Raw genomic sequence first — 22,525 nt, forward strand, 5'->3', positions numbered from 1 at the left:
ATGCTGTTCGTTGGAACCGGTCGTCACCGTCGCCGTACCCAGGCCGAGAAGGCCATCGCCGTCGCCGGTGTCGCCGGCGTCGGGCTGGCGATGCCGATCCTGAGCGCCACCGGCGCCTCCGCCGCCCCGGCCTCCACCTGGGACGCGGTCGCCCAGTGCGAGAGCGGCGGCAACTGGAGCATCAACACCGGCAACGGCTTCTACGGCGGCCTCCAGTTCACCCCCAGCACCTGGAAGGCGTACGGCGGCACCGCCTACGCGCCGCAGGCCAACCAGGCCTCGAAGGGGCAGCAGATCTCGGTCGCCGAGAAGGTCCTCGCCTCGCAGGGCCCGGGCGCCTGGCCGGTCTGCTCCCAGAAGGCGGGCCTGACCAAGGGCGGCGCCCCGGCGGCGGTCGACACCTCGACGGACGCCAAGCCGGCCGCCCCGAAGCCGCAGGCCCAGCAGCAGACCCCGAAGCCCGCCGCCCCGAAGCCGGCCGCCACCCCGCAGGCCCAGCCGCAGCAGCAGGCCGCCAAGCCGCAGGCCCGGCAGTACGCGCCGCAGAGCGCCCAGCAGACCCAGCAGGCCCCGCAGCAGACCCAGCAGCAGGCCCCGCAGGCGCCGGCCTTCTCCGGCAAGGCCGGCTGGGACGCCGACGCCAAGGTGTACTGGTACCAGAACAACGGCGCCTGGTACTGGACCAGCCACCAGAGCGTCTACCAGCAGTACGCCGGCCAGCCGGCCGCCCAGCCCGTCCAGAGCGCCCCCGCCGCCCAGCAGCAGCCGGCCGGCCAGGGCTACACCGTCCGCTCCGGCGACACGCTCGCCGGGATCGCCACCGCCCAGGGCGTCTCCGGCGGCTGGCAGGCGCTGTACGACGGCAACCGCGGCACCGTCGGCGGCGACCCGAACCTGATCGTCCCGGGCCAGGTCCTGACCCTCGGCTGACGGCCGGTCCGATCCCACGGACGGGCGGAGGGGGCCGATCGGTCCCCTTCGTCCGCATCCGGCCCCCGCGGGTCGGGCAACCAGGTGAACTACCGGTGGGTAGCACGGCCACACGCTGAGACGGAACCGAGGTCGACGTGGCCCGGACAGCCCGTGCGGTTAGGCTCTGGTCGTAACGACTCCGCAATCGTCCGGCCGACTGCACCCCACCGTCAGCCGAACCTGCTTCCGCTAGGAGATGCCTCGTGCCGTCCATCGATGTCGTCGTCGCTCGTGAGATTCTCGACTCGCGCGGCAACCCCACGGTCGAGGTCGAGGTCGGCCTCGACGACGGCAGCACCGGCCGTGCCGCCGTCCCGTCGGGTGCTTCCACCGGCGCCTTCGAGGCGCTGGAGCTCCGCGACGGTGACAAGAACCGCTACTTCGGCAAGGGCGTGGAGAAGGCCGTCCTGGCCGTCATCGAGCAGATCGGCCCCGAGCTGGTCGGCTACGACGCCACCGAGCAGCGCCTGATCGACCAGGCCATGCTCGACCTGGACGCCACCCCGGACAAGTCCTCGCTCGGCGCCAACGCCATCCTGGGCGTCTCGCTGGCCGTCGCGCACGCCGCCTCCGAGGCCAGCGACCTGCCGCTGTTCCGCTACCTGGGCGGCCCGAACGCGCACGTCCTGCCGGTCCCGATGATGAACATCCTCAACGGCGGCTCGCACGCGGACTCCAACGTCGACATCCAGGAGTTCATGATCGCCCCGATCGGCGCGGAGTCCTTCTCCGAGGCCGTCCGCTGGGGCGTCGAGGTCTACCACACCCTCAAGGGCGTGCTGAAGGAGCGCGGTCTGTCGACCGGCCTGGGCGACGAGGGCGGCTTCGCCCCCAACCTGGACTCCAACCGCGAGGCCCTGGACCTCATCGTCGAGGCCATCCAGAAGGCCGGCTACGTGCCGGGCAAGGACGTCGCGCTGGCCCTGGACGTCGCCTCCTCCGAGTTCTACGAGGACGGCGCCTACCAGTTCGAGGGCAAGGCGCTCTCCTCCGCCGAGCTCATCGAGTACTACGCCGGCCTGGTCGCCGCCTACCCGCTGGTCTCCATCGAGGACCCGCTGGACGAGTCGGACTGGGACGGCTGGAAGGCCATGACCGAGAAGCTGGGCGACAAGGTCCAGCTGGTCGGCGACGACCTGTTCGTCACCAACCCGGCCCGCCTGGCCCGCGGCATCGAGAGCGGCACCGCCAACGCGCTGCTGGTGAAGGTCAACCAGATCGGCTCGCTGACCGAGACCCTGGACGCCGTCGAGCTGGCCCAGCGCAACGGCTACCGCTGCATGATGTCGCACCGCTCCGGCGAGACCGAGGACGTCACCATCGCCGACCTGGCCGTCGCCACCAACTGCGGCCAGATCAAGACCGGCGCCCCGGCCCGCTCCGAGCGCGTCGCCAAGTACAACCAGCTGCTGCGCATCGAGGAGATCCTCGACGACGCCGCCGAGTACGCCGGCCGCGGCGCGTTCCCGCGGTTCAAGCACGAGGGCTGAGCCCGACCGGCGGCGCCCGGCCGGTATCGCCGGGACGCCAGGTAGCGCACGCCTGACCGGTGCCCCGCCGTTCACCCCGTAGGGTGGACGGCGGGGCACCGTCGCGACCAGGAGGGGACACCGCAGATGGCAGGCTGGAGGATCCCGGGCTTGGCGGCCCGGCCTCGGTTCACGAGCCGGGCGACCGTCCTCGTCCTGGTGCTCTGCTCCCTGGTGGCGATCCTCGCCTACCCGACGCGGCAGTTCATCTCGCAGCGTTCGGAGATCTCGGCGCAGCGCGCCCGGGCCGAGCACGCCCGGCAGCAGGTCGAGCAGCTGCGCCGGGAGAAGGCCCGCTGGCAGGACCCGGAGTACGTCAAGGCGCAGGCCCGCACCCGGCTGCACTACGCGATGCCGGGGGAGACCCCGTACATCGCGGTGGACCCGGCGGCCCGGGACGCGGCCGGGTCCGCGCTGGGCGCTCCGGCGCCCGCGGCGGGCCCGGCGGCCGGTCCGGCCGAGGCGGCCCGGCCCTGGTACGCCAGCGTCTGGGACTCCGTGGACGCCGCCGCCGCACCCCTGGCCGCTCCCGCGCCGGTGGCCCCCGCCACCCCGGGGCAGCCCGCCCCTCCCTCACCACCCGCCCCCGCCCCCGCTGGAGACAGCTCCTCCCATGACCACTGAGAACCACCCCACCGTCTCCGACGAGGACGTCGCGGCGATCGCCGCGCAGCTCGGCCGGGTCCCGCGCGGTCTGCGCGGCGTGGCCCACCGCTGCCCGTGCGGCAACCCGGACGTCGTGGAGACGGCCCCCCGGCTGCCGGACGGCACGCCGTTCCCGACGCTGTACTACCTGACCTGCCCCAAGGCCGCCTCGCTGATCGGCACCCTGGAGGCGGACGGCGTGATGAAGGAGCAGAGCGCCCGGCTCGCCGAGGACCCCGAGCTGGCCGCGGCGTACCAGAAGGCGCACGAGGACTACATCGCCCGCCGGGACGCCATCGAGGTGCTGGAGGGCTTCCCGAGCGCCGGCGGCATGCCGGACCGGGTCAAGTGCCTGCACGTGCTGGTCGGCCACTCGCTGGCGGCCGGCGAGGGCGTCAACCCGCTCGGCGACGAGGCGCTCGGCATGCTGGAGGACTGGTGGGCCAAGGGCCCCTGCGTCTCCGCCGCCGAGGTCGCCGAGGCCGGTGAGCGGGTGGCCCGCAACCGGGCCAAGGAGCAGGACCACGCGGCCGTGATCGCGGCCAAGGAGCAGAAGACCGCCGATCGCGCCGCCAAGCGGGCCGCGCAGGAGTCGGACGAGGCGGACGAGGCGGGGGAGGCCGGCGCATGAGCACCACCCGGGTGGCGGCGATCGACTGCGGGACCAACTCGATCCGGCTGCTGGTCGCCGACCTGGACCCGCGGACCGGGGAGATCACCGATCTCGACCGGCGGATGATCATCAACCGGCTGGGCCAGGGCGTGGACCGCACCGGGCGGCTGCACCCGGACGCGCTGGAGCGCACCTTCGCCGCCTGCCGGGAGTACGCCGAGGTGATCTCCGGCTTCGGGGTGGGCCCCGAGCGGATCCGCTTCGTCGCCACCAGCGCCTCCCGGGACGCCGAGAACAGCGCCGAGTACGTCGACGGCGTGCGGGCGGCCCTGGGCGTGGAGCCCGAGGTGGTGAGCGGCGAGGAGGAGGCGCACCTGTCCTTCACCGGCGCCACCAAGGAGCTCACCGGCGGTCAGTTCCCCGCCCCCTACCTGGTCTTCGACCTGGGTGGCGGCTCGACCGAGTTCGTGCTCGGGGCCGAGGACGTCCGGGCGGCGCGCTCGGTGGACATCGGGTGCGTCCGGCTGACCGAGCGGCACTTCGGCGGCGCCGAGCTGCCGTCGGACGAGCAGGTCGCCGAGGCCCGGGCACACGTCCGGTCCGAGCTGGACCGGGCCGAGGAGGTCGTCCCGCTGACCGGCGCGGCCACCCTGGTCGGCCTGGCCGGCACGGTCACCACCATCTCGGCGATCGCCCAGGACCTGCCCCGGTACGACTCGGAGGCGATCCACCACTCCCGGATCTCCCGCGAGCGGGTCGCCGAGATCGCCGACCGGCTGCTGCACGCCACCCACGCGGAGCGGGCGGCGATCCCGTCGATGCACCCGGGCCGGGTGGACGTGATCGCGGCGGGCGCGCTGGAGCTGCTGGAGATCATGGAGCGCACCGGCGCCGCCGAGGTGGTCGTCAGCGAGCACGACATCCTGGACGGAATCGCCTGGAGTATCGCCCGCTGAGCAGGCGTGGGACTTACCGCCCCGGCCCCGGCAGCCCCCCCTGGGGCTCCGGGGCCGGGGCGCGCGCGGGCGCCGCGGGAATGTTCGTGAATTTCTTCACATGAGGATCCAGTCTTTCGGCGTGCCCGGCGGTCCGGTCCGTCCGATATGTGGGACCGAAGGCTCGCTGGGCGTGACAGCCGCTGGATCGCAGGTTCTGAGCCGCTGGAGGTTTGAAATTCGAAATCTCATGCGGGAACCGGGCCGCACCATGGATCGTTGCTGCTCAGCGGGGCCGTCCGAACGGGCGTGCCCACCGGGGGGTCGTGCCGGCCGCGAGGGGGTGGGCGGGGGGCCGAAACGGGGGCGCGCAGTGTAGCAGAAGGTCCCCATAAGCTTGTGAGTGGGCTCACGAAGACTGCTCCGAGCGGTGCTGGATACTTTCGGATATGAGCACCACGGAGCGTCCTCGCATCCTCATTGTCGGCGGTGGTTACGTCGGCCTGTATGCCGCGATGCGCATCCTCAAGAAGATGCGCTACGGCGAAGCGACCGTCACGGTCGTGGACCCGCGGTCGTACATGACGTACCTGCCCTTCCTCCCCGAGGCGGCCGGCGGCAACGTCGCGCCCCGTAACCTCGTCGCGCCCCTGCGCACCGCGCTGAAGAACGCGGAGGTGCTCACCGGTGCGGTCACCGGTGTGGACCACGAGCGCAAGATCGCCACGATCCAGCCCGCGGCCGGCGACTCGTACGAGCTGCCCTTCGACTACCTGGTCGTCGCGACCGGTTCGGTCTCCCGCACCTTCCCGATCCCGGGTCTGGCCGAGAACGGCATCGGCATGAAGACCGTGGAGGAGGCCATCGCCCTCCGCAACCACGTCATGGCGCAGCTGGACAAGGCCGAGTCCACCACGGACGAGGCGATCCGCCGCAAGGCGCTGACCTTCGTCATCATCGGCGGCGGCTTCGCCGGCGTCGAGACGATCGCCGAGATCGAGGACATGGCGCGCGACGCCTCCAAGATCTACAAGACCGTCAGCCGTGACGACATGCGCTTCGTCGTGGTCGAGGCCGCGAACCGGATCCTCCCCGAGATGGGCCCGGACCTCGGTCTGTGGACCAAGGAGAAGCTCGAGGAGCGCAACATCGAGGTCTACATCGAGACCTCGATGGACTCCTGCGTCGACGGCCACGTCGTGCTGAAGAACGGCATGGAGATGGACGCCTCCACCATCGTGTGGACGGCCGGCGTGAAGCCGAACCCGGTGCTGACCAAGTTCGGTCTGCCGCTGGGCCCGCGTGGCCACGTCGACACCGCGCCGACCCTCCAGGTCCAGGGCTTCGACTACGTCTGGGCCGCCGGCGACAACGCCCAGGTGCCGGACCTCGCCGCCGGCGAGGGCGCCTGGTGCCCGCCGAACGCGCAGCACGCCGTGCGCCAGGCCGCCGTCCTCGGCGACAACGTGATCTCCGGCATGCGCGGCTTCCCGCAGCAGGAGTACAAGCACAAGAACCTGGGTGCGGTCGCCGGTCTCGGCCTGCACAAGGGTGTCGCGATCCTCTTCGGCAAGTACAAGCTGAAGGGCCGTCCGGCCTGGTGGTTCCACCGCCTGTACCACGGCGCCATGGTCCCCACCTTCAACCGGAAGGTCCGGGTCTTCACCGACTGGACCCTCGCCATGTTCCTGAAGCGCGAGATGGTCGGCCTGTCGCAGATGGAGAACCCGTACCAGCCGATCCAGGAGGTCACGGCCCCCACCAAGCCCGCCGTCGAGGCCGCCAAGCCGGCCGCCGACAAGGAGCTCGCCAGCAAGTAAGCGACTGCGGACCCCGGTGTGGGAGCACCGGGGTATGAGTCGGAGGCCCTCCGCCCGGCAGTGCTGCCGGACCACGACCTCCGTGGTGCTCAGCCGGCTGTGCGAGTCGGGCGGAGTACAGAAGTGCGAAGAAGGCCCCTGCCGAAACCCTCCGGCAGGGGCCTTCGCTGTGACTCGCCCGCTCGCGGCGGGCGCCGTCCGACGGTCAGTCGGTCTTGATGCTGTCCAGGATGTCCAGCCTGGAGGCCCGGCGGGCGGGCCAGAAGGCGGCCACCAAGCCGACCACGCCGGCCAGGGCCAGGAAGAGCAGCAGCTGGCCGTAGGGGACGACGGTGGCCATGTCCGGGAGGCTGGACTTCAGGGTGCCGTTGATCGCCCAGGCGGTGAAGCAGCCGAGCAGGACCCCGATACCGGCGCCGAACACCGAGATCACCACGGACTCCAGACGGACCATCCGCTTGATGCCGGAGCGGTCCAGGCCGATCGCCCGCAGCATGCCGATCTCGCGCTTGCGCTCGAAGACCGACATCGCCAGGGTGTTGATCACACCGAGGACGGCGACGATCACGGACATCGCCAGCAGGCCGTACATCATGTTCAGCGCGAAGGTGATGCTCTGGCTGAAGCCGTCCCGGACCTCCTGGCGCGACTGCACCTCGATCACCGGGTTGGAGCCGGTGGCGTCCTTCAGCGCCTGCTTGAGCGCCTCGGTCTCCCCGCCGGTGCCCTTGACCAGGACCTGGTTCAGGTAGGGCTGCGGGTCGTGCTTGAGGATCTCGCTGTTGGCCAGCACCGCCCCGCCGAGCATGCCGCCCTGCTCGTAGACGCCGCCGACGGTCAGGGCGCCCTTGGAGCCGTCGCCGTAGGTGACCTCGACGGCGGAGCCGGTGGTGGCGCCCAGCTTCTTGGCGAGGTCTTCGTCGACCAGCAGCTTCCCCTGGGCGACGGAGGCCATCGAGCCGCTCTTCATGGTCACGTCGACCAGCTTGTCGAGGCTGTCCGCGTTCAGGCCGACGATGTCCCGCTTGGCGCCGTTGAGCTGCCAGGTCACGAGCGTCGCCGGCGAGGAGGCGGCGACCCCGGGGGCCTTGGCGATCGCGGCCGGGACCTCGTCGGAGAGGGTCATCCGGTTGACGGCGGCCACCCGGTAGTCGGCCTTCATCGAGCTGGTGACGGCCCGGTCCACGGTGTCGGTGAGCGAGGATCCGATCACCGTCAGACCGCTGACCAGGGTCAGGCCGATGGTGAGCGCGGCGGCGGTCGCGGCGGTGCGGCGCGGGTTGCGCACCGCGTTCTGCCGGGCCAGCTTGCCGGGCGTGCCGAACAGCCTGCCGAGCACCGGGCCGACCAGCGCGATCACCGGACGGGAGAGCAGCGGCAGCAGGACGAAGACGCCCAGGACGGCGAGCAGCGCGCCGAACGCGACCGGCATCCGGCCGTCGGAGTTGCCCTTCGAGGCACCGAAGGCGACCAGGGCGATGCCCGCGGCGGCCAGCGCCGAGCCGATCGCGTTGCGGACCATCAGGGACTTGTGGCTGGTGGGCTGGTCGCCGCTGCTCATCGCGGCGACCGGGGCGATCCGCGCGGCGCGCACGGCCGGCAGCAGGGCGGAGAGCACCGTCACCAGGACGCCGACCAGCAGGGTGACCAGCACGGTCAGCGGCTTGATGACCAGCGACCCGGTCGGCATGCCGTCGTCCAGCGAGGCGACCAGGGACTGCAGCCCGGCGCCGACGCCGACCCCGGCGGCCAGGCCTGCCCCGGCCGAGACGATGCCGACGGCGAGCGCCTCGACCAGCACCGAGCCGGTCACCTGCTTGCGGCTGGCACCGATCGCGCGGAGCAGCGCCAGCTCCTTGGTGCGCTGGGCGATCAGCATGGTGAACGTGTTGGCGATGATGAAGATGCCGACGAAGAGCGAGATCCCGGCGAACGCGAGCAGCATGGTGCGGATGTTCTCGGAGCTCTTGGTGATCAGCCGCTCGTCCTCCGCCTTCAGCTCGGCGCCGGTGCGGACCTCGATCTGCTGCTCGGGGTGGAGCTTCTGGTTCACCTGGGAGAGCAGGGTGTCCTCGCTGGTGCCGGGCTTGGCGGCGAGCACGATGCTGCTGTAGCGGCCGGGCTGCAGCAGCAGCTGCTGGGCGGTGGCGCGGTCGAACAGGGTGAGCGTGCCGCCGCTGTTGACCACCGGGTCGTCGGTGGTGAACACGCCGGTGAGCTTCGCCTCCAGGACCGGGCCGTTGGAGCCGACCCGGACGGTGTCGCCGACCTTGTAGCCGCCCTTGTCGGCGGTCTTCCGGTCGAGGGCGATCTCCTTGCCGTTCTTCGGGCCCTGGCCCTCGACCATCGGGTAGCGGGCGTCCTTGCCGTCCGGGCCGGGGGCGAAGTTGGCGCCCCGGGCCGTCCAAGCCTGGCCGATCAGACCGCCCTTCTTGTCCGCGACGCCGGTGAAGCCGCCGACCACGCCGCGGACGCTCGCGGTGCCGGGCAGCGCGGTGAGCTGCTGGACGGTGGCGTCGGTCAGGGTGATCGGGCGCTTCTCGCTCTTGGACTCGGGGGAGGCGGTGGCGCCGGCGGCGGTGTCGATGACCTGGACCGCCACGTCCGAGTAGCTCGTGGAGTTGTTCTCCCGCATGGCCTTGCCGAAGGTGTCGGAGAAGACCATGGTGCCGGCCACGAAGGCGGTGCCCAGCATGACGGCCAGCGCCGTCATCAGCAGTCGGCCCTTGTGGGCCAGCACATTGCGCAGTGCGGTGCGATACATGGGGTGTCCTGGGGTCCTTGGGTCTGCGAAGGGTCGGGCGGCGGACGCGCGGCGTCAGCTGGTGCGGCCCTTGGCGTCGAAGCGGCGCATGCGGTCCAGGACGGCGTCGGCGGTCGGCTGGGCCAGTTCGTCGACGATGCGGCCGTCGGCGAGGAAGACGACGCGGTCGGCGTAGGCGGCGGCGACGGGGTCGTGGGTGACCATGACGACGGTCTGGCCGAGTTCGCGCACGGAGTTGCGCAGGAAGGAGAGGATCTCGGCGCCGGAGCGGGAGTCGAGGTTGCCGGTCGGTTCGTCGGCGAAGATGATGTCGGGCTTTCCGGCGAGGGCGCGGGCGCAGGCGACGCGCTGCTGCTGGCCGCCGGAGAGCTGGCTGGGGCGGTGCGAGAGGCGGCCGGAGAGGCCGACGGTCTCCACCACCTTGTCCAGCCACTGCTTGTCGGCCTTGCGGCCGGCGATGTCCATCGGGAGGGTGATGTTCTCCAGGGCGGTGAGGGTGGGCAGCAGGTTGAAGGCCTGGAAGATGAAGCCGATGTGGTCCCGGCGCAGCTGGGTGAGCTGCTTGTCCTTGAGGCCGACGAGTTCGGTGTCGCCGATGGTGGAGGAGCCGGAGGAGACGGTGTCCAGGCCGGCCATGCAGTGCATGAGGGTGGACTTGCCGGAGCCGGAGGGGCCCATGATCGCGGTGAACTCGCCCTGGGGGAAGGTGACGCTGACGTTGTCGAGGGCGACGACGCGGGTCTCGCCCTCCCCGTAGACCTTGTTCAGGCCGGTGGCGCGGGCGGCCGCCCGGCCGGTGCGGACGGCGGTTGCGGTCGACGTGCTCACGGGGGTGCTCCTCGGGTTCTCGGCAGGCAGAGTGGCGCGCGCCGGTGGTGCGGCGCGGAAGGGTGTGGGACGGCCGGGCCCTTTCAAGGGGTGTCCGGACGTACCTCCATGCTCCGCCGGATGATCATGGTTTCTCGTCGCTCCGCCGGACGGTTGGCCTGACCGCCGTTGGGTGTACACCCAGGTGGCACCCTCCTCCTGCGGTATGACACCGACCCTGAACGGGAGGGCGGTGGCCGGATCGAGCGGGTTCGGTGGCCAAATCACGAACAGTTCGTCAGATGGCAAGGAAACATGACAACTTCCCCGCCTCGGAACATGCGAAAGGGGAGGCCGGGAGACTAGGCTCAGGGGTGGTCCGCACGGGCGGCGGAGCGCTGCTCTCCGCTCCGTCGGCGGGGCCGGGTCCGCAGGACGCCCAGATGGTGGAACGCAGACACGGGCAGCTTAAAACTGCTTGGCCGAAAGGCCGTGCCGGTTCGAGTCCGGCTCTGGGCACGTACTTGCCCGCGGGGACGCCCTCCGGCGTCCCCGCCGGAGGTCAGCGGCCGAATCCTTCTCGCGGCGGATGCCGATTTCTTTGCCAAGCCATTACCCTGGTGCTTCGGGCGGTGCAGTGCCGCCACGGAGGGAATGAGCAATGAGAAGCAGCAACCCGGTCTTCTCGCGGGAGGGGTCCTTCACCCGCGAGTCCGGCTACGCGGGTTTCGGGACCACCCAGACCCCGCCGGCCGGGGGCCAGTACGCCACCAACCCGTACGGCAACAACCCGTACGCCAACAGCCCCTACGCCCAGCAGCCGCAGGGCCAGCAGCCGCTGACCGACGAGCAGCTCGTCGAGATGTACAACGCGCCGTCCGCCGGTCCGCTGGCGACCGGCCGGATGACGCTCGACGACGTCGTCGCGCGCACCGCGATGACGCTGCTCACCCTGGTCGCCGCCGGCGGCCTGGCCTGGTTCGCGCTGCCGGACCGCAACTTCGGTCTGGCCCTCGGCGCCTCGCTGGTCGCCTTCGTGGTCGGCCTGGTGATCTCCTTCAAGCGGAGCGTCAGCCCGCCGCTGATCCTGCTCTACGCGGGTCTGGAGGGCTTCGCGCTCGGCGCGATCACCAAGGTGTTCAACACCATCTGGCCGGGCATCGCGATCCAGGCGGTGCTGGGGACCGCGGCGGTCTTCGCGGCGATGCTGATCGCCTACAAGACCGGCCGGATCCGGGTCACCCCGCGCTACACCCGGATCGGCATCGCGATCGCCATGGGCTTCGTGCTGCTGATGCTGGTCAACATGGTCGCCTCCATGGTCTTCGGCGCCGACATGGGGCTGCGCTCCGGCCCGCTCGGCATCGTGGTCGGCCTGGTCGGCATCGGCCTCGGCGCGTTCTTCCTCTCGCTGGACTTCGCGGCCATCGAGGAGGCGATCGCGCACGGCGCCCCGCAGAAGGAGTCCTGGCGGGCCGCCTTCGGGCTCACCCTGTCGCTGGTCTGGATCTACGTCGAGATGCTGCGGCTGATCGCGATCCTGCGCGGCGACGACTGATCCTCCGTCGCGCCATCACTGCCGCCGGGCCCCGGAGCACCTGCTCCGGGGCCCGGCGGCTTTGGCCTGCCGGTGCCCCGTATGCTCGCGGCATGTCCGAGACGCCCGATGAGAAGACCCTGGTGGAAGCCGTCGACGCGCTGGCGGACCGGTTCCGCGCGATGCCGCAGAGCCGGCTGCTGGGCGCCGTTGCCGGGCACCCCTCGCGGGCGGCGGCCGGGCTGACGCTGGCCCGCCGGCTGGCGGCCGCGGCGCAGGCGGCCGAGGCGGCGCGGTCGGGCGGCGGGGCGGGCGGGCCGCTGCGCGAGCTGCCGGACGCCGGGGCGTTCGCCGTCGGCGACCAGCTCGCGGTGGTCGGGCACGATCTGGCGGTGGCGCTGGACGCGCTGCCCGCGGACGCCGTGGTGGCGCAGGCCGACGGATCGGCGGCGACGGCGGCGGCGGTCCGGGCGCGGGCCCTGCGGTGGCTGGCGGAGACCGACGCGGCCGTCTGACCGGCCGACGGTCCGGCAATCGAGAGCCGGAGCGGTCGAGGGCCGGAGCAGCACAAAGCCCGGGGGCCGGCCGGATCGGTAACCCCTTGATCCGGCCGGCCCCCGGGCCGTTCCGCTGCTCGGGCCGGATGCCGACCGCTCAGGTACCGGCCGCTCAGATACTGGCCACCACCCGGTCGGCGAGCACGTAGACGGCGTCCTCGTCGGTGGAGAAGGTCAGCGAGTAGGAACCGGAGAACCGGGAGCCGCCGAGCAGCCGGACGTTCTCGCCGGCCCGGACGGCGTCGATCAGCCGGTACGCGGCCTCGCGGTCGCCCGGGGCCACGCAGAGCGTGGTGCCGTCGGCGAAGGCGTAGACGTCCAGGGTGCCGAGCGGGCCGGGGCGGACGTCGACCAGGGCGGTGCCCTCCTCGGCGAGCGCGCTCAGCCGGGTGTCGGTCCACTCCCGGGACGGTGCCTGGCTGGGGACGAAGTCGGGGTGCGAGGGGTGGCGGCGCGGGTCGGGCGCGGCGACCGGGGCCTCCTCGACGGCCGACTCGGCGTCGAGCAGCCCGGCCTCCAGGCCGGTGGCCAGCAGGTCGGCCTCGCGGCGGGCCCGGGCGTCGCCGGCGGTCTCGGCGGCCGGGGCACCGGCCGGGTGGCCGGGGCGCAGCGGGGCGCCGCCCTCGGGCTCCGGCTCGGCCGGGCGGACGCCGCCCTCGTTGATGAGGTCCTCCAGCGCGGAGCGCAGCGCCTCGCCGAACTCCGGGTCCATGGTGCCCGCGTTGTCGGCCGCCTCGCTCGGTCCGGTCGGGCGGGGGAAGAAGAGCGGCCACTCGTCGGTGGTGTTGAAGACACTGGCGAACGGGGAGTCGAACAGTGGGGCGTCCTCGGCCGCGCGGGCCTCCTGCTCGGCCCAGAACGCCCGGGCCTCCGTGATCTCCCGCTCGCGGTCGGCCGCGAGGGCGTCGGCGACGGCCCGGCGTATCGCCGCCTCGTCGACGGCCGGGGCGGCGGCGGCCCGCTCGTCCAGCCGGCGGGAGATTCCCCGGAGGTGGAGCAGCACGGCGGTCGACACGGCGATCAGGATCAGCAGCAGGATGGTGTAGACGGCGCTCACGGAACGTACTCCTAGCGAGGAGCGGAACGGGGTTACATCTCCACACTGCCGCATCCGGCCCCGTTACCGCAGTGGCGAATGTCCACTTTGTCGCCGACTTTCGTTCTTGTCCCCAAATTGTTAGGTAGTCCCGCTCTACGCTGCGGAGTTGATCCGCTCCGCACCGTCGATTTCCGGACCGGAAACGACGCGGAAGAGGGCCGGATCGACCTCGCGGTGTGATCCGGCCCTCAATTACGCTGCGTCACTCCAAATGGGTGGTCTGGACCCTTCGGAGTTGACGGGGGAAGGGTCGTCCGGGCTCAGCTGAGCCGCTCGATGACCATCGCCATGCCCTGGCCGCCGCCGACGCACATGGTCTCCAGGCCGAACTGCTTGTCGTGCCACTGGAGGGAGTTGATCAGGGTGGTGGTGATCCGGGCGCCGGTCATGCCGAAGGGGTGGCCGACGGCGATCGCGCCGCCGTTGACGTTCAGCCGGTCCAGGTCGACGCCGAGGTCGCGGTAGGACGGGATCACCTGGGCGGCGAAGGCCTCGTTGATCTCGACCAGGTCGATGTCGCCGATGCTCAGGCCGGCCCGCTTGAGCGCCTGCTTCGAGGCCTCGACCGGGCCGTAGCCCATGATCTCGGGGGAGAGCGCGCTGACGCCGGTGGAGACCACCCGGGCGAGCGGGGTGATGCCCAGCTCACGGGCCTTGGTGTCGGACATGACGACCAGCGCGGCGGCGCCGTCGTTCAGCGGGCAGCAGTTACCGGCGGTCACCGTGCCGTCCGGGCGGAACACCGGCTTCAGGCCGGAGACGCCCTCCAGCGTGACGCCCGCGCGCGGGCCGTCGTCCTCGCTGACCACGGTGCCGTCCGGCAGCGTGACCGGGGTGATCTCGCGCTGCCAGAAGCCGGCCTCGATGGCGGCCTCGGCGAGGTTCTGCGAGCGCACGCCGAACTCGTCCTGCTCGGCGCGGGTGATGCCCTTGAGGGCGGCCAGGTTCTCGGCGGTCTGGCCCATCGCGATGTAGGCGTCCGGCAGCAGCCCGTCCTCCCGCGGGTCGTGCCACTCGCCGCCACCTTCCTCCGCCCGCTTGGCCGTGCGGCCCCGGGCCTCGTCGAACAGCGGGTTCATGGTGCCCGGCATGCCGTCCGAGGTGCCGTGGACGCTGCGCGAGACGGTCTCCACGCCGGCCGAGACGAAGACGTCGCCCTCGCCGGCCTTGATCGCGTGCAGCGCCATCCGCGTGGTCTGCAGCGAGGAGGAGCAGTAGCGGGTGATGGTGGCGCCGGGCAGGTAGTCCATGCCCATCTGCACGGCCACGACGCGGGCCAGGTTGTGGCCCTGCTCGCCGCCGGGCAGGCCGCAGCCGAGCATCAGGTCGTCGATCTCGCGCGGGTCGAGCTGCGGCACCTTGGCGAGGGCGGCCCGGATGACGTGCGCGGTCAGGTCGTCCGGGCGGACGTCCTTCAGCGAGCCCTTGAAGGCCCGGCCGATCGGCGAACGGGTGGCGCTGACGATGACGGCTTCGGGCATGGCGGGCTCCTCGCTGAGTGGCGGCGGACAGGCGTCCGGGAGGAAAGTTACCGTCTGGTAGGTCAGTCGTCACCCGCCTCGGTGTGTGAGCTGGCCGACGTGTTCCGGGGGCCCGGAGCACCCCCCGCGGGCGGTTCCCCGGAGGCCGGGGAACCCGGCAGACCGGCCCGCAGCCGGTGTCGCAGCAGCGCCCAGCGGCCGGCCGCGCCGGCCTCGCCGCCGACCGCCGCCACCTCGGAGCCGGACCGTCCGGCCGCGGCGGCCGCGGCCACCTCCACCGGCAGCACCGCCTCGCCCGGGGCCTGCCCGTCCGGCCGGTCCTCCTGCGGCCAGAGGTCCAGCACGGTGCAGACCGAGGGCAGCACGGCCATCGCGGCCGTCGCGTAGCCCTGGGCCGAGGGGTGGTAGCGGTCGGCGGCGAACATCTCCGGCCGGGCCGCGAACTCGGGCCCGAGCAGCGAGCCGAGCGAGACGGTCCGCCCGCCCGCCTCCACCACCGCGATGGTCTGCGCGGCGGCCAGCCGGCGGCTCAGCCGGCGGGCCACCCAGCGCAGCGGCGGGCGGACCGGCTTGATCGTCCCGAGGTCGGGACAGGTGCCGACCACCACCTGGCAGCCGGCGGCGCGCAGCGCGGCGACCGTCGCGCCGAGCTGGCGCACCGCGAGCTCGGCCGGGCTGTGCCGGGTCACGTCGTTGGCGCCGACCATGATCACGGCGATGTCCGGGCGGTGCGCCAGGGCCTGGTCCAGCTGGCCGGCCAGGTCGGCGGAGCGGCCGCCGGAGAACGCCACGTTGACCAGCCGGACCGGGCGCTCGGCGACCGAGGCGAGCCCGGCGGCGAGCAGCGCGCCCGGCGTCTCGCGGGCCCGCAGCACCCCGAGGCCGGCCGCGGTGGAGTCGCCGAGGAAGGCCAGCACCAGCGGCGGCTGCGGCGCGGCGGAGGTGTCGGCGAAGGCCTCGCCGTAGACGCCGTCGGCCTTGGGCGGGTCGCCGTCCAGGATGCCGATGGCCTGGACGGCCAGCTTGCTCTCGGTCAGCAGCAGGCCCACCAGGCCCACGCCCAGTACGCCGAGTCCGCCGCCGCCGTACGCCGCGGCGGTGGCGATCCGGCGGGCCACCCGGGCCCGTGACCCCTGTGCCGTTGACATCCGGTGCCCCCTTCGCGTCCTCGTGCCACCCGGTGAAGGGCCGCTCCCGATGCGTGTACACCCCTAGTACCCGCGAACGCCCCGGCCTACGACGGGGGTGGGCCGTTCGTGGTGCGCACGGGCCCTCCGGGGCTGCTGGTACGGCCTACGCTTTGCAGTACCGAAAGCCACTGCATGCCCACAGACCGGGAGGACCCCCGTGCGGTACCACAACTCGATCATCGACCTGGTCGGCAACACGCCGCTGGTCAAGCTGAACAAGGTCACCGAGGGGATCAGCGCCACGGTGCTCGCCAAGGTCGAGTACTTCAACCCCGGTGGCTCGGTGAAGGACCGCATCGCGATGCGCATGATCGAGGCGGCCGAGGCCTCCGGCGCCCTCAAGCCCGGCGGCACCATCGTCGAGCCGACCTCCGGCAACACCGGTGTCGGGCTGGCGATCGTGGCCCAGCAGAAGGGCTACAAGTGCATCTTCGTGTGCCCCGACAAGGTCTCCACCGACAAGATCAACACGCTGCGCGCCTACGGCGCCGAGGTGGTCGTCTGTCCGACCGCCGTCGCGCCCGAGCACCCGGACTCGTACTACAACGTCTCCGACCGCCTGGTCCGCGAGACCCCGAACGCCTGGAAGCCGGACCAGTACTCCAACCCGGACAACCCGGCCTCGCACTACCACTCCACCGGTCCGGAGCTGTGGGAGCAGACCGAGGGCCGGATCACCCACTTCGTGGCGGGCGTCGGCACCGGCGGCACCATCTCCGGCACCGGCAACTACCTGAAGGAGGTCTCCGGCGGCAAGGTCAAGGTGATCGGCGCGGACCCGGAGGGCTCGGTCTACTCCGGCGGCACCGGCCGGCCGTACCTGGTCGAGGGCGTCGGTGAGGACTTCTGGCCGACCGCCTACGACCGCGGCGTCGCGGACGGGATCGTCGCCGTCTCCGACAAGGACTCCTTCCAGATGACCCGCCGCCTGGCCAAGGAGGAGGGCCTGCTGGTCGGCGGCTCCTGCGGCATGGCGGTCGTCGCCGCGCTGGAGGTCGCCCGGGGGCTCGGCCCGGACGACGTCGTCGTGGTGCTGCTGCCGGACGGCGGCCGCGGCTACCTGTCGAAGATCTTCAACGACGACTGGATGGCCGACTACGGCTTCCTGCCGTCCGCCACCGACGAGGCCCACATCGGCGAGGTGCTGGCCCGCAAGGACGCCATCGAGCACGAGGGCATCCCGCAGTTCGTCCACATGCACCCCAACGAGACGGTCTCCGAGGCGGTCCGGGTGCTGCGCGAGTACGGCGTCTCGCAGATGCCGGTGGTCTCGCCGGGCGCCGGCCACCCCGACATCATGGCCGGCGAGGTGATCGGCTCGGTGGTGGAGAAGCTGCTGCTGGAGGGCGTCTTCGCGGGCGACATCCAGCTGACCGACACGCTGGACAAGGTGATGTCCAAGCCGCTGCCGGTGGTCGGCTCGGGCGAGACCGTCACCAACCTGATGACGGTGCTGGAGAAGGCCGACGCCGCGGTGGTGCTGGTGGAGGGCAAGCCGGAGGGCATCGTGACCCGCCAGGACCTGCTGGGCTTCCTGACCGGCAGCCGCGCCGGTCACTGAGTCCGGGGCACGGCCGCCGACCCCGACCCGGCGGCCGCGGACCTGCGGGGCGGAGGTTCCGTTTCCGGGCGAACTGGTACACCGGCGTCATCTCCGTGCAGCACGGGCTTAACACGGCTGCGGCATCGTTGTGCTCACGGCAAGACGCCGAGCGAGACGGCGGTGACCGACCGGGAGCGGCTCCCCGGCGGCGCGGCCCGTCTCGGGCACGACGGCCGGTCCTGATCCGGTCGGTGGTGTCCCTGCCCGCGGAGGCGCCGTCGTCCCGCCCCGGTCCGGCTCCGGCCGGCTGCCAGGGGGTGGCGGCTCCCGGGCGACCGCGCCGCTTGGCGCGTCTCCGCGGCTCCCGGGTGGGGGAGCCCCGCGGAGGCGGCGGGCCCGGTCCCCTCTCCGGAGGGGGCCGGGCCCGCCCACGTCCGCGCCGTCGGCAGGGCCGGTTTCCCGTAGTCTCACTGACATGACCAGCACTGACACGACCGGCCAGGACAACGCGCGCTACGTCCGGCTCAGCATCGAGCTCATCGCCGAGATCACCGACGAGGGCGCCCTCAAGACGGCGGCCCTCCAGCAGGTGGCCGATGACGAGTACCTCGACGACGAGGAGCGCGCGCAGTCCGTCGAGGCCATCGAGGTGGACCCGTCCGGCTCGCTCGCCCACTTCATCGACCCGCTGGCGCTGCTCGGCGACGTCCCGGGGGTCGAGCTCGCCTCGGCGACCTGGGAGTCGGCGAAGACCGACTTCGACCCGGAGAGCGACGAGTGGGACGAGTACGCGGTGGAGGAGTCCGCCGAGTAGGGGGCGCCCGTCACCGCCCGTGAATGCCCGGTTCCGCATGCGAACCGGGCATTTGTCCATATTTGGCGCCGCGTTTCGGATTCTCGTACGATCGCAAGCCGTTGGTGATGGAACCGTGAACGCACAAAGTGCGTTTCTGTATCCGTAATGCCCGGATGATCAGCAGGGAGTGGGCGACGTGACGGCACGGGAAGGCCAGGGTCGAGGGACCGGCAGCAACTGGAGCCGGCGCGGTGTGCTGGCGGGCCTGATCGGCGCCCCGGTCCTGCTGCTCGCGGCCTGCAACGACACCAAGAGCACCACCACCGGCGCCGGCAGCGGCCCCGGCACCGGCGGCAATGGCGGATCGGGCGGATCGGCCGGCACTGGCGGCGACACCGGCGGTGCCGGCGGCACGGCCACCGGCAGCCCGCAGCCCACGCCCAGTGCCACCAGCACCCCCAGCTCGACCCCCACCCCGACCCCCAAGGTCTCGGCCGCCGTGATCACGGTGACCCCGGCCGACGGCGCCGGCGCCGCCAGCTTCAGCGAGCCGGTCCGGGTCGCCGTCGCCGGCGGCACCTTCAGCACGGTCAAGGTCACCGACTCCACCGGCAAGGCGCTGGCCGGCCAGCTGTCCGCCGACGGCACCCTGTGGACCTCCGCCGCCGCCCCGGCCAGCGGTACCAAGTACAGCGTGTCCGCGGTCGCCTTCGACAAGGAGAAGCTGGAGGCCGACGCCAACGCCGTCTTCACCACGGCGACCCCGGCCAACACCTTCGTCGGCTACTTCACCCCCGAGGACGGCTCGGTCGTCGGCGTGGGCATGCCCGTCTCGATCAACTTCAGCAAGCCGGTCACCGACCGCAAGGCCGTCCAGCAGGCGATCACCGTGATAGCCGAGCCGGGCGTCGAGATCGTCGGCCACTGGTTCTCCAGCACCCGCCTCGACTTCCGGCCGCAGCAGTACTGGGCCAAGGGCACCAAGGTGACCGTCAAGCTCCGGCTGAAGGACGTCCAGGGCGCCAAGGGCGTCTACGGCACCCAGTCCAAGGACGTCCGCTTCACCATCGGCCGGGCGCAGACCAGCGTCGCCGACCTCGCCGCCAAGAAGCTCACCGTCACCACGGACGGCCAGGTCAGCGCCGTCTACGCGATCTCCGGCGGCTCGCCCGAGTTCCGCACCTGGGGCGGCAAGATGGTGATCACCGAGCAGTACCAGCAGACCCGGATGAACTCGCAGACCGTCGGCCTCGGCAGCGAGTACGACATCCCCGACGTGCCGCACGCCCAGCGGCTCAGCACCTCCGGCACCTTCATCCACGGCAACTACTGGTCCCCGGCCTCGACCTTCGGCAGCCAGAACACCAGTCACGGCTGCGTCGGCCTGCGCGACGTCAAGGGCGGCCAGGACGCGAGCGCGGACGGCTACAAGTTCTTCAAGAGCTCGATGATCGGCGATGTGGTCGAGGTCGTGAACTCCGGCGACAAGACCGTGGTGCCGTCCAACGGCCTCAACGGCTGGAACATGGGCTGGGCCGACTGGAAGGCCGGCAGCGCGATCTGACGCCTCCTGCCGGGCCGCCGTGGGGTCCGGCGCGATTCCTGCTGCGGTCCCGAGCGGAACTCCCGCCGGAACTCCCGCACGGGGCGACAGAACCTCCGCCGCCCCCCGAGGAGTCAGGGGGGTGTGAAACGCGAGCAGAGAGAGCGCCTGGATGCGGAGTTCAGCGCCTTCGTGGTCGGCGTCGGACCCCAGCTGAGCAGGCTGGCCGAACTGCTGACGGGTGACCCGCACCGGGCCCGGGACATCGTGCAGTCCGCGCTGGAACGTGCCTACCTGCACTGGCCCCGGATCACCGCGAACGCGGACGACCCGGCCGCCTACGTGCGGCGGATCGTGGTCAACCAGCACCGCGACTGGTGGCGGCGGCTGCGCAACCGCGAGTTGCCCACCGACCGCGCGCCCGAGCGGCCGGAACCGGTGGACCTCGCCGAGCAGCAGGCCCAGCGGGCGCTGCTGCACCAGGCGCTCGCCACCCTGACTCGGCGCGAGCGGACCGTCGTGGTGCTGCGGTACTACGCGGACCTGAGCGAGGCCGAGACCGCCGCCGAACTGGGCATCGCGCCCGGGACGGTCAAGTCCACCCTGTACCGGGCGCTGTCGAAGCTGCGTGCACGCCCCGAGCTCGCCGACCGCACCGGCGGTCCGGCGGGCCACGACCCGAGTGACATCGAGGTGGCGGTATGAGCGACGGCACGAGTTTCGAACGGCGGCTCGACGAGCTGCTCAAGCAGGAGGGCCGGACGGCTGCTCCCGAGCCGGTGGCGGTGATCGCCGGGGCGCGCCGGCGCGGGGCCCGGCGCAGGGTCGGCGCGGGGGCGGCCGCGCTGGCCGTGGCGGTGATCGTTGGCGGCACGACGCTGACGCTGGGGGACGGTCGGCCGGGCGGGGTGGTGACGGCGGGGGCACCGACGGCCGTCGGGCTGCCTGGCGTCAGCCCTCTGCCTGACCTGGGCACCCCCATCCCGGTCGACGGGCCGGCTCCCGCACGTGTGTTGCCCGTCGCGCCGGAGGCGTCCGCGCCCGGCGAGCAGCCCGGTGCCCGGCCGAGGCGCTGGCCGGACTCGCCGGTCAAACGGGTGGCGCCCGGCGAGCAGGTCGCCATCGTCGACGACTTCCGGATGAGCGTCACCGCGACCGAGTCCTGCGTCGAGCAGGGGGAGAGTGTCGTCGGTGCGGGGGGCAGACCGATCGGCTGCCGAGACGCGACCAGTGACAACCTTGACCACAGCCGGCCCAACATCACCGCGCAGAGCGCCGGTGGCACGGAACTGACCGTGGTGACCGGAATGTACCTGGGCCCGGTGGCGCCGGCCCGGATCGTGGTCGAACTCAAGGGCACGCAGGTCACCGCCACCCTGGTCACCACTCCCGGGATGAAGGGCTGGACCGCCTACTACGCGGTTGTCCCCGGCGTCGTCCTCTCGTCCTCCGGTCCAAACGGGCCCGGCGGTTCCGCCGCCGTCGCGGCGTGGGCGGCCGACGGGACGAGGCTCGCGGACCTGACCGATCCACGCAGGCCGGACCCCTGGGCCAGCGTCGGCAGCGGGACGGGTACGCCGTCCGCGGGCTGACAGCCCGGGGCGAACGCGATGGCCGAAATCCGCCGGACTCGTGGTGGCCCGGGCGGGAGGGTGGGGGCATGACGACAACCTCCACCGCCCCGTCCGTGCTCACCGTCCGGCCGATCGACCCGGCCGTCCACCGCGATCTGCTGGAGCGCGACGACGCCGGGCGTGCGCCCGTGCGCTCCGTCGACGAGGAGGGCGGCGCCCCGCTGCGCTGCTGCCTGACCAGGGCGCGGGCCGGGGAGCGGATCGCCCTGGTGAGCTACGCGCCGCTGCGGCGCTGGGCCGCCGGGACGGGGGCCGAGCCCGGCCCGTACGACGAGGTCGGCCCGGTCTTCGTGCACGACGGGCCGTGCGCCGGCCCGGCCGCGGAGGGCTGGCCGGAGGGCTTCCACAGCGGTCGGCGGGTGGTGCGCGCGTACAGCCGGCGCGGGAACATCCTCGGCGGCGAGCTGGTCGTACCGGAGACCGCCGAGGCGGTCGCGGCGCGGCTGCTCACCGATCCGGAGGTGGCCGTGCTGCACGTCCGGGCGGTGGAGTTCGGGTGCTTCATGCACGAGGTCCGGCGGGGCTGACCGCCGCCGGCCGCGTGCTCACGAGCGCCGGGCGTAGTCGCCGAAGCCCTGCCAGTCCACGACGACCATCGGCTCGTCGCCGATCACCCAGGCGTCGTGGCCGGGCGGGCAGAGCATGAAGTCGCCGGGACCGAACTCGGCCGCCTCGCCGTCGTCCATGACGATCTTCATGCGGCCGGAGACGACGTAGCCGACGTGCGCCGCCTGGCAGCTGTCGGTCTTGGCGATCGGCTTGACGTGCTCGGACCACTTCCAGCCGGGCTGGAAGACCGCCCGGCCGACGGCTCCGCCGTCCAGGTTGACCAGGCGCAACTCGCCCTTGTCCGCCTCGAACGGGCGGATCTCCTCGGGATCGGTGTCGAAGTTCCTGCGGATGAGACCGGCCATGAGGTGCTCCTCGGGACAGGGGCGGCCGCGTCACCACGGGGGGGGGCCGGGCCGCGCGAACCGGCGGTACCGTAGGCGCCCGCGGGGGGCGGGGGGGGGGGGGGGGGGGGGGGGGCGGCGGGGGGGGGGGGGGGGGGCGGCCCGGG

The 22,525-nt window shown here is 72.4% G+C and carries 19 protein-coding genes, 1 tRNA gene and 1 pseudogene; 15 read left to right on the plus strand and 6 right to left on the minus strand.

What is annotated here, in order from left to right; translation table 11 throughout:
- The 6 genes and pseudogenes from ACFVVU_RS36730 to ACFVVU_RS36755 all read left to right on the plus strand — a co-directional run bounded on the left by ACFVVU_RS36730 (window position 1) and on the right by ACFVVU_RS36755 (window position 6,514).
- Entirely contained in the window at window positions 1-930 is a 930-nt protein-coding gene (locus ACFVVU_RS36730) for a transglycosylase family protein (protein ID WP_380688060.1), read from the plus strand.
- Window positions 931-1,175: 245 nt separating this feature from the next.
- Window positions 1,176-2,462 carry a phosphopyruvate hydratase gene (gene eno, locus ACFVVU_RS36735; RefSeq protein ID WP_387794161.1) on the plus strand — a complete coding sequence of 429 codons (1,287 nt, stop codon included), beginning with the start codon at window positions 1,176-1,178 and terminating at the stop codon, window positions 2,460-2,462.
- A gap of 150 nt (window positions 2,463-2,612) precedes the next feature.
- Entirely contained in the window at window positions 2,613-3,125 is a 513-nt protein-coding gene (locus ACFVVU_RS36740) for a septum formation initiator family protein (protein ID WP_380690069.1), read from the plus strand.
- A pseudogene (locus ACFVVU_RS36745) lies at window positions 3,097-3,624 on the plus strand (DUF501 domain-containing protein); the annotation flags it as partial. The gene ACFVVU_RS36740 and the pseudogene ACFVVU_RS36745, both read left to right, overlap by 29 nt.
- Window positions 3,625-3,773: 149 nt before the next feature.
- Window positions 3,774-4,715, plus strand: a complete 942-nt coding sequence (locus tag ACFVVU_RS36750) for an exopolyphosphatase (RefSeq protein WP_380690071.1) — start codon at window positions 3,774-3,776, stop codon at window positions 4,713-4,715.
- A gap of 428 nt (window positions 4,716-5,143) precedes the next feature.
- A complete protein-coding gene (locus ACFVVU_RS36755; RefSeq protein WP_355375650.1) occupies window positions 5,144-6,514 on the plus strand; it encodes an NAD(P)/FAD-dependent oxidoreductase in 1,371 nt (456 codons plus the stop codon).
- Between the two features lie 205 nt (window positions 6,515-6,719).
- Here ACFVVU_RS36755 and ACFVVU_RS36760 read toward each other — a convergent pair whose 3' ends face one another.
- A complete protein-coding gene (locus ACFVVU_RS36760) occupies window positions 6,720-9,278 on the minus strand; it encodes an ABC transporter permease (RefSeq protein ID WP_387794162.1) in 2,559 nt (852 codons plus the stop codon).
- A 54-nt stretch (window positions 9,279-9,332) separates the two neighbouring features.
- Entirely contained in the window at window positions 9,333-10,106 is a 774-nt protein-coding gene (locus tag ACFVVU_RS36765; RefSeq protein WP_380714705.1) for an ABC transporter ATP-binding protein, read from the minus strand.
- Window positions 10,107-10,522: 416 nt separating this feature from the next.
- On the opposite strand from ACFVVU_RS36765, the gene ACFVVU_RS36770 reads away from it, so the two are divergent.
- The 3 genes from ACFVVU_RS36770 to ACFVVU_RS36780 all read left to right on the plus strand — a co-directional run bounded on the left by ACFVVU_RS36770 (window position 10,523) and on the right by ACFVVU_RS36780 (window position 12,137).
- Window positions 10,523-10,604, plus strand: a tRNA-Leu gene (locus ACFVVU_RS36770).
- A 142-nt stretch (window positions 10,605-10,746) separates the two neighbouring features.
- Window positions 10,747-11,643, plus strand: coding sequence for a Bax inhibitor-1/YccA family protein (locus ACFVVU_RS36775; protein WP_380690243.1), 897 nt, complete (start codon window positions 10,747-10,749; stop codon window positions 11,641-11,643).
- Between the two features lie 92 nt (window positions 11,644-11,735).
- Window positions 11,736-12,137 carry a hypothetical protein gene (locus ACFVVU_RS36780; RefSeq protein WP_387794163.1) on the plus strand — a complete coding sequence of 134 codons (402 nt, stop codon included), beginning with the start codon at window positions 11,736-11,738 and terminating at the stop codon, window positions 12,135-12,137.
- Between the two features lie 154 nt (window positions 12,138-12,291).
- On the opposite strand, the gene ACFVVU_RS36785 is transcribed toward ACFVVU_RS36780, so the two are convergent.
- From ACFVVU_RS36785 to ACFVVU_RS36795, 3 genes are all read right to left on the minus strand, one after another.
- Window positions 12,292-13,236, minus strand: coding sequence for a hypothetical protein (locus tag ACFVVU_RS36785; protein ID WP_380684046.1), 945 nt, complete (start codon window positions 13,234-13,236; stop codon window positions 12,292-12,294).
- Window positions 13,237-13,538: 302 nt separating this feature from the next.
- Window positions 13,539-14,759, minus strand: a complete 1,221-nt coding sequence (locus ACFVVU_RS36790) for an acetyl-CoA C-acetyltransferase (RefSeq protein WP_387794164.1) — start codon at window positions 14,757-14,759, stop codon at window positions 13,539-13,541.
- A 62-nt stretch (window positions 14,760-14,821) separates the two neighbouring features.
- Window positions 14,822-15,907: an SGNH/GDSL hydrolase family protein gene (locus tag ACFVVU_RS36795; RefSeq protein WP_380684044.1), complete on the minus strand. Its 1,086-nt coding sequence runs from the start codon at window positions 15,905-15,907 to the stop codon at window positions 14,822-14,824.
- 199 nt (window positions 15,908-16,106) lie between these two features.
- Here ACFVVU_RS36795 and ACFVVU_RS36800 point away from each other — a divergent pair, with 199 nt between their 5' ends.
- From ACFVVU_RS36800 to ACFVVU_RS36825, 6 genes are all read left to right on the plus strand, one after another.
- A complete protein-coding gene (locus ACFVVU_RS36800) occupies window positions 16,107-17,510 on the plus strand; it encodes a cystathionine beta-synthase (protein WP_380684043.1) in 1,404 nt (467 codons plus the stop codon).
- 457 nt (window positions 17,511-17,967) lie between these two features.
- Complete coding sequence (locus ACFVVU_RS36805) at window positions 17,968-18,306, plus strand: hypothetical protein (RefSeq protein ID WP_380684042.1); 339 nt, start codon at window positions 17,968-17,970, stop codon at window positions 18,304-18,306.
- A 169-nt stretch (window positions 18,307-18,475) separates the two neighbouring features.
- The gene (locus ACFVVU_RS36810) at window positions 18,476-19,852 is read left to right on the plus strand and encodes an Ig-like domain-containing protein (RefSeq protein WP_387794165.1); all 1,377 of its coding nucleotides are present in this window, start codon (window positions 18,476-18,478) and stop codon (window positions 19,850-19,852) included.
- Window positions 19,853-19,975: 123 nt separating this feature from the next.
- A complete protein-coding gene (locus ACFVVU_RS36815; RefSeq protein ID WP_387794166.1) occupies window positions 19,976-20,536 on the plus strand; it encodes a SigE family RNA polymerase sigma factor in 561 nt (186 codons plus the stop codon).
- Window positions 20,533-21,423 carry a hypothetical protein gene (locus ACFVVU_RS36820; RefSeq protein WP_387794167.1) on the plus strand — a complete coding sequence of 297 codons (891 nt, stop codon included), beginning with the start codon at window positions 20,533-20,535 and terminating at the stop codon, window positions 21,421-21,423. The genes ACFVVU_RS36815 and ACFVVU_RS36820 overlap by 4 nt, the downstream gene beginning before the upstream one ends.
- A gap of 68 nt (window positions 21,424-21,491) precedes the next feature.
- Window positions 21,492-21,992 (plus strand): DUF1203 domain-containing protein, encoded by a 501-nt coding sequence (locus tag ACFVVU_RS36825; protein ID WP_387794168.1) that lies wholly within the window; start codon window positions 21,492-21,494, stop codon window positions 21,990-21,992.
- An 18-nt stretch (window positions 21,993-22,010) separates the two neighbouring features.
- Here the strand turns inward: ACFVVU_RS36825 and ACFVVU_RS36830 are convergent, their stop codons facing one another.
- Window positions 22,011-22,379: a cupin domain-containing protein gene (locus ACFVVU_RS36830; protein ID WP_355375068.1), complete on the minus strand. Its 369-nt coding sequence runs from the start codon at window positions 22,377-22,379 to the stop codon at window positions 22,011-22,013.
- Window positions 22,380-22,525 lie beyond the last annotated feature (146 nt).

The organism is Kitasatospora sp. NPDC057965 (assembly GCF_042887135.1).
In the GTDB taxonomy this organism is placed as follows: Bacteria; Actinomycetota; Actinomycetes; order Streptomycetales; family Streptomycetaceae; genus Kitasatospora.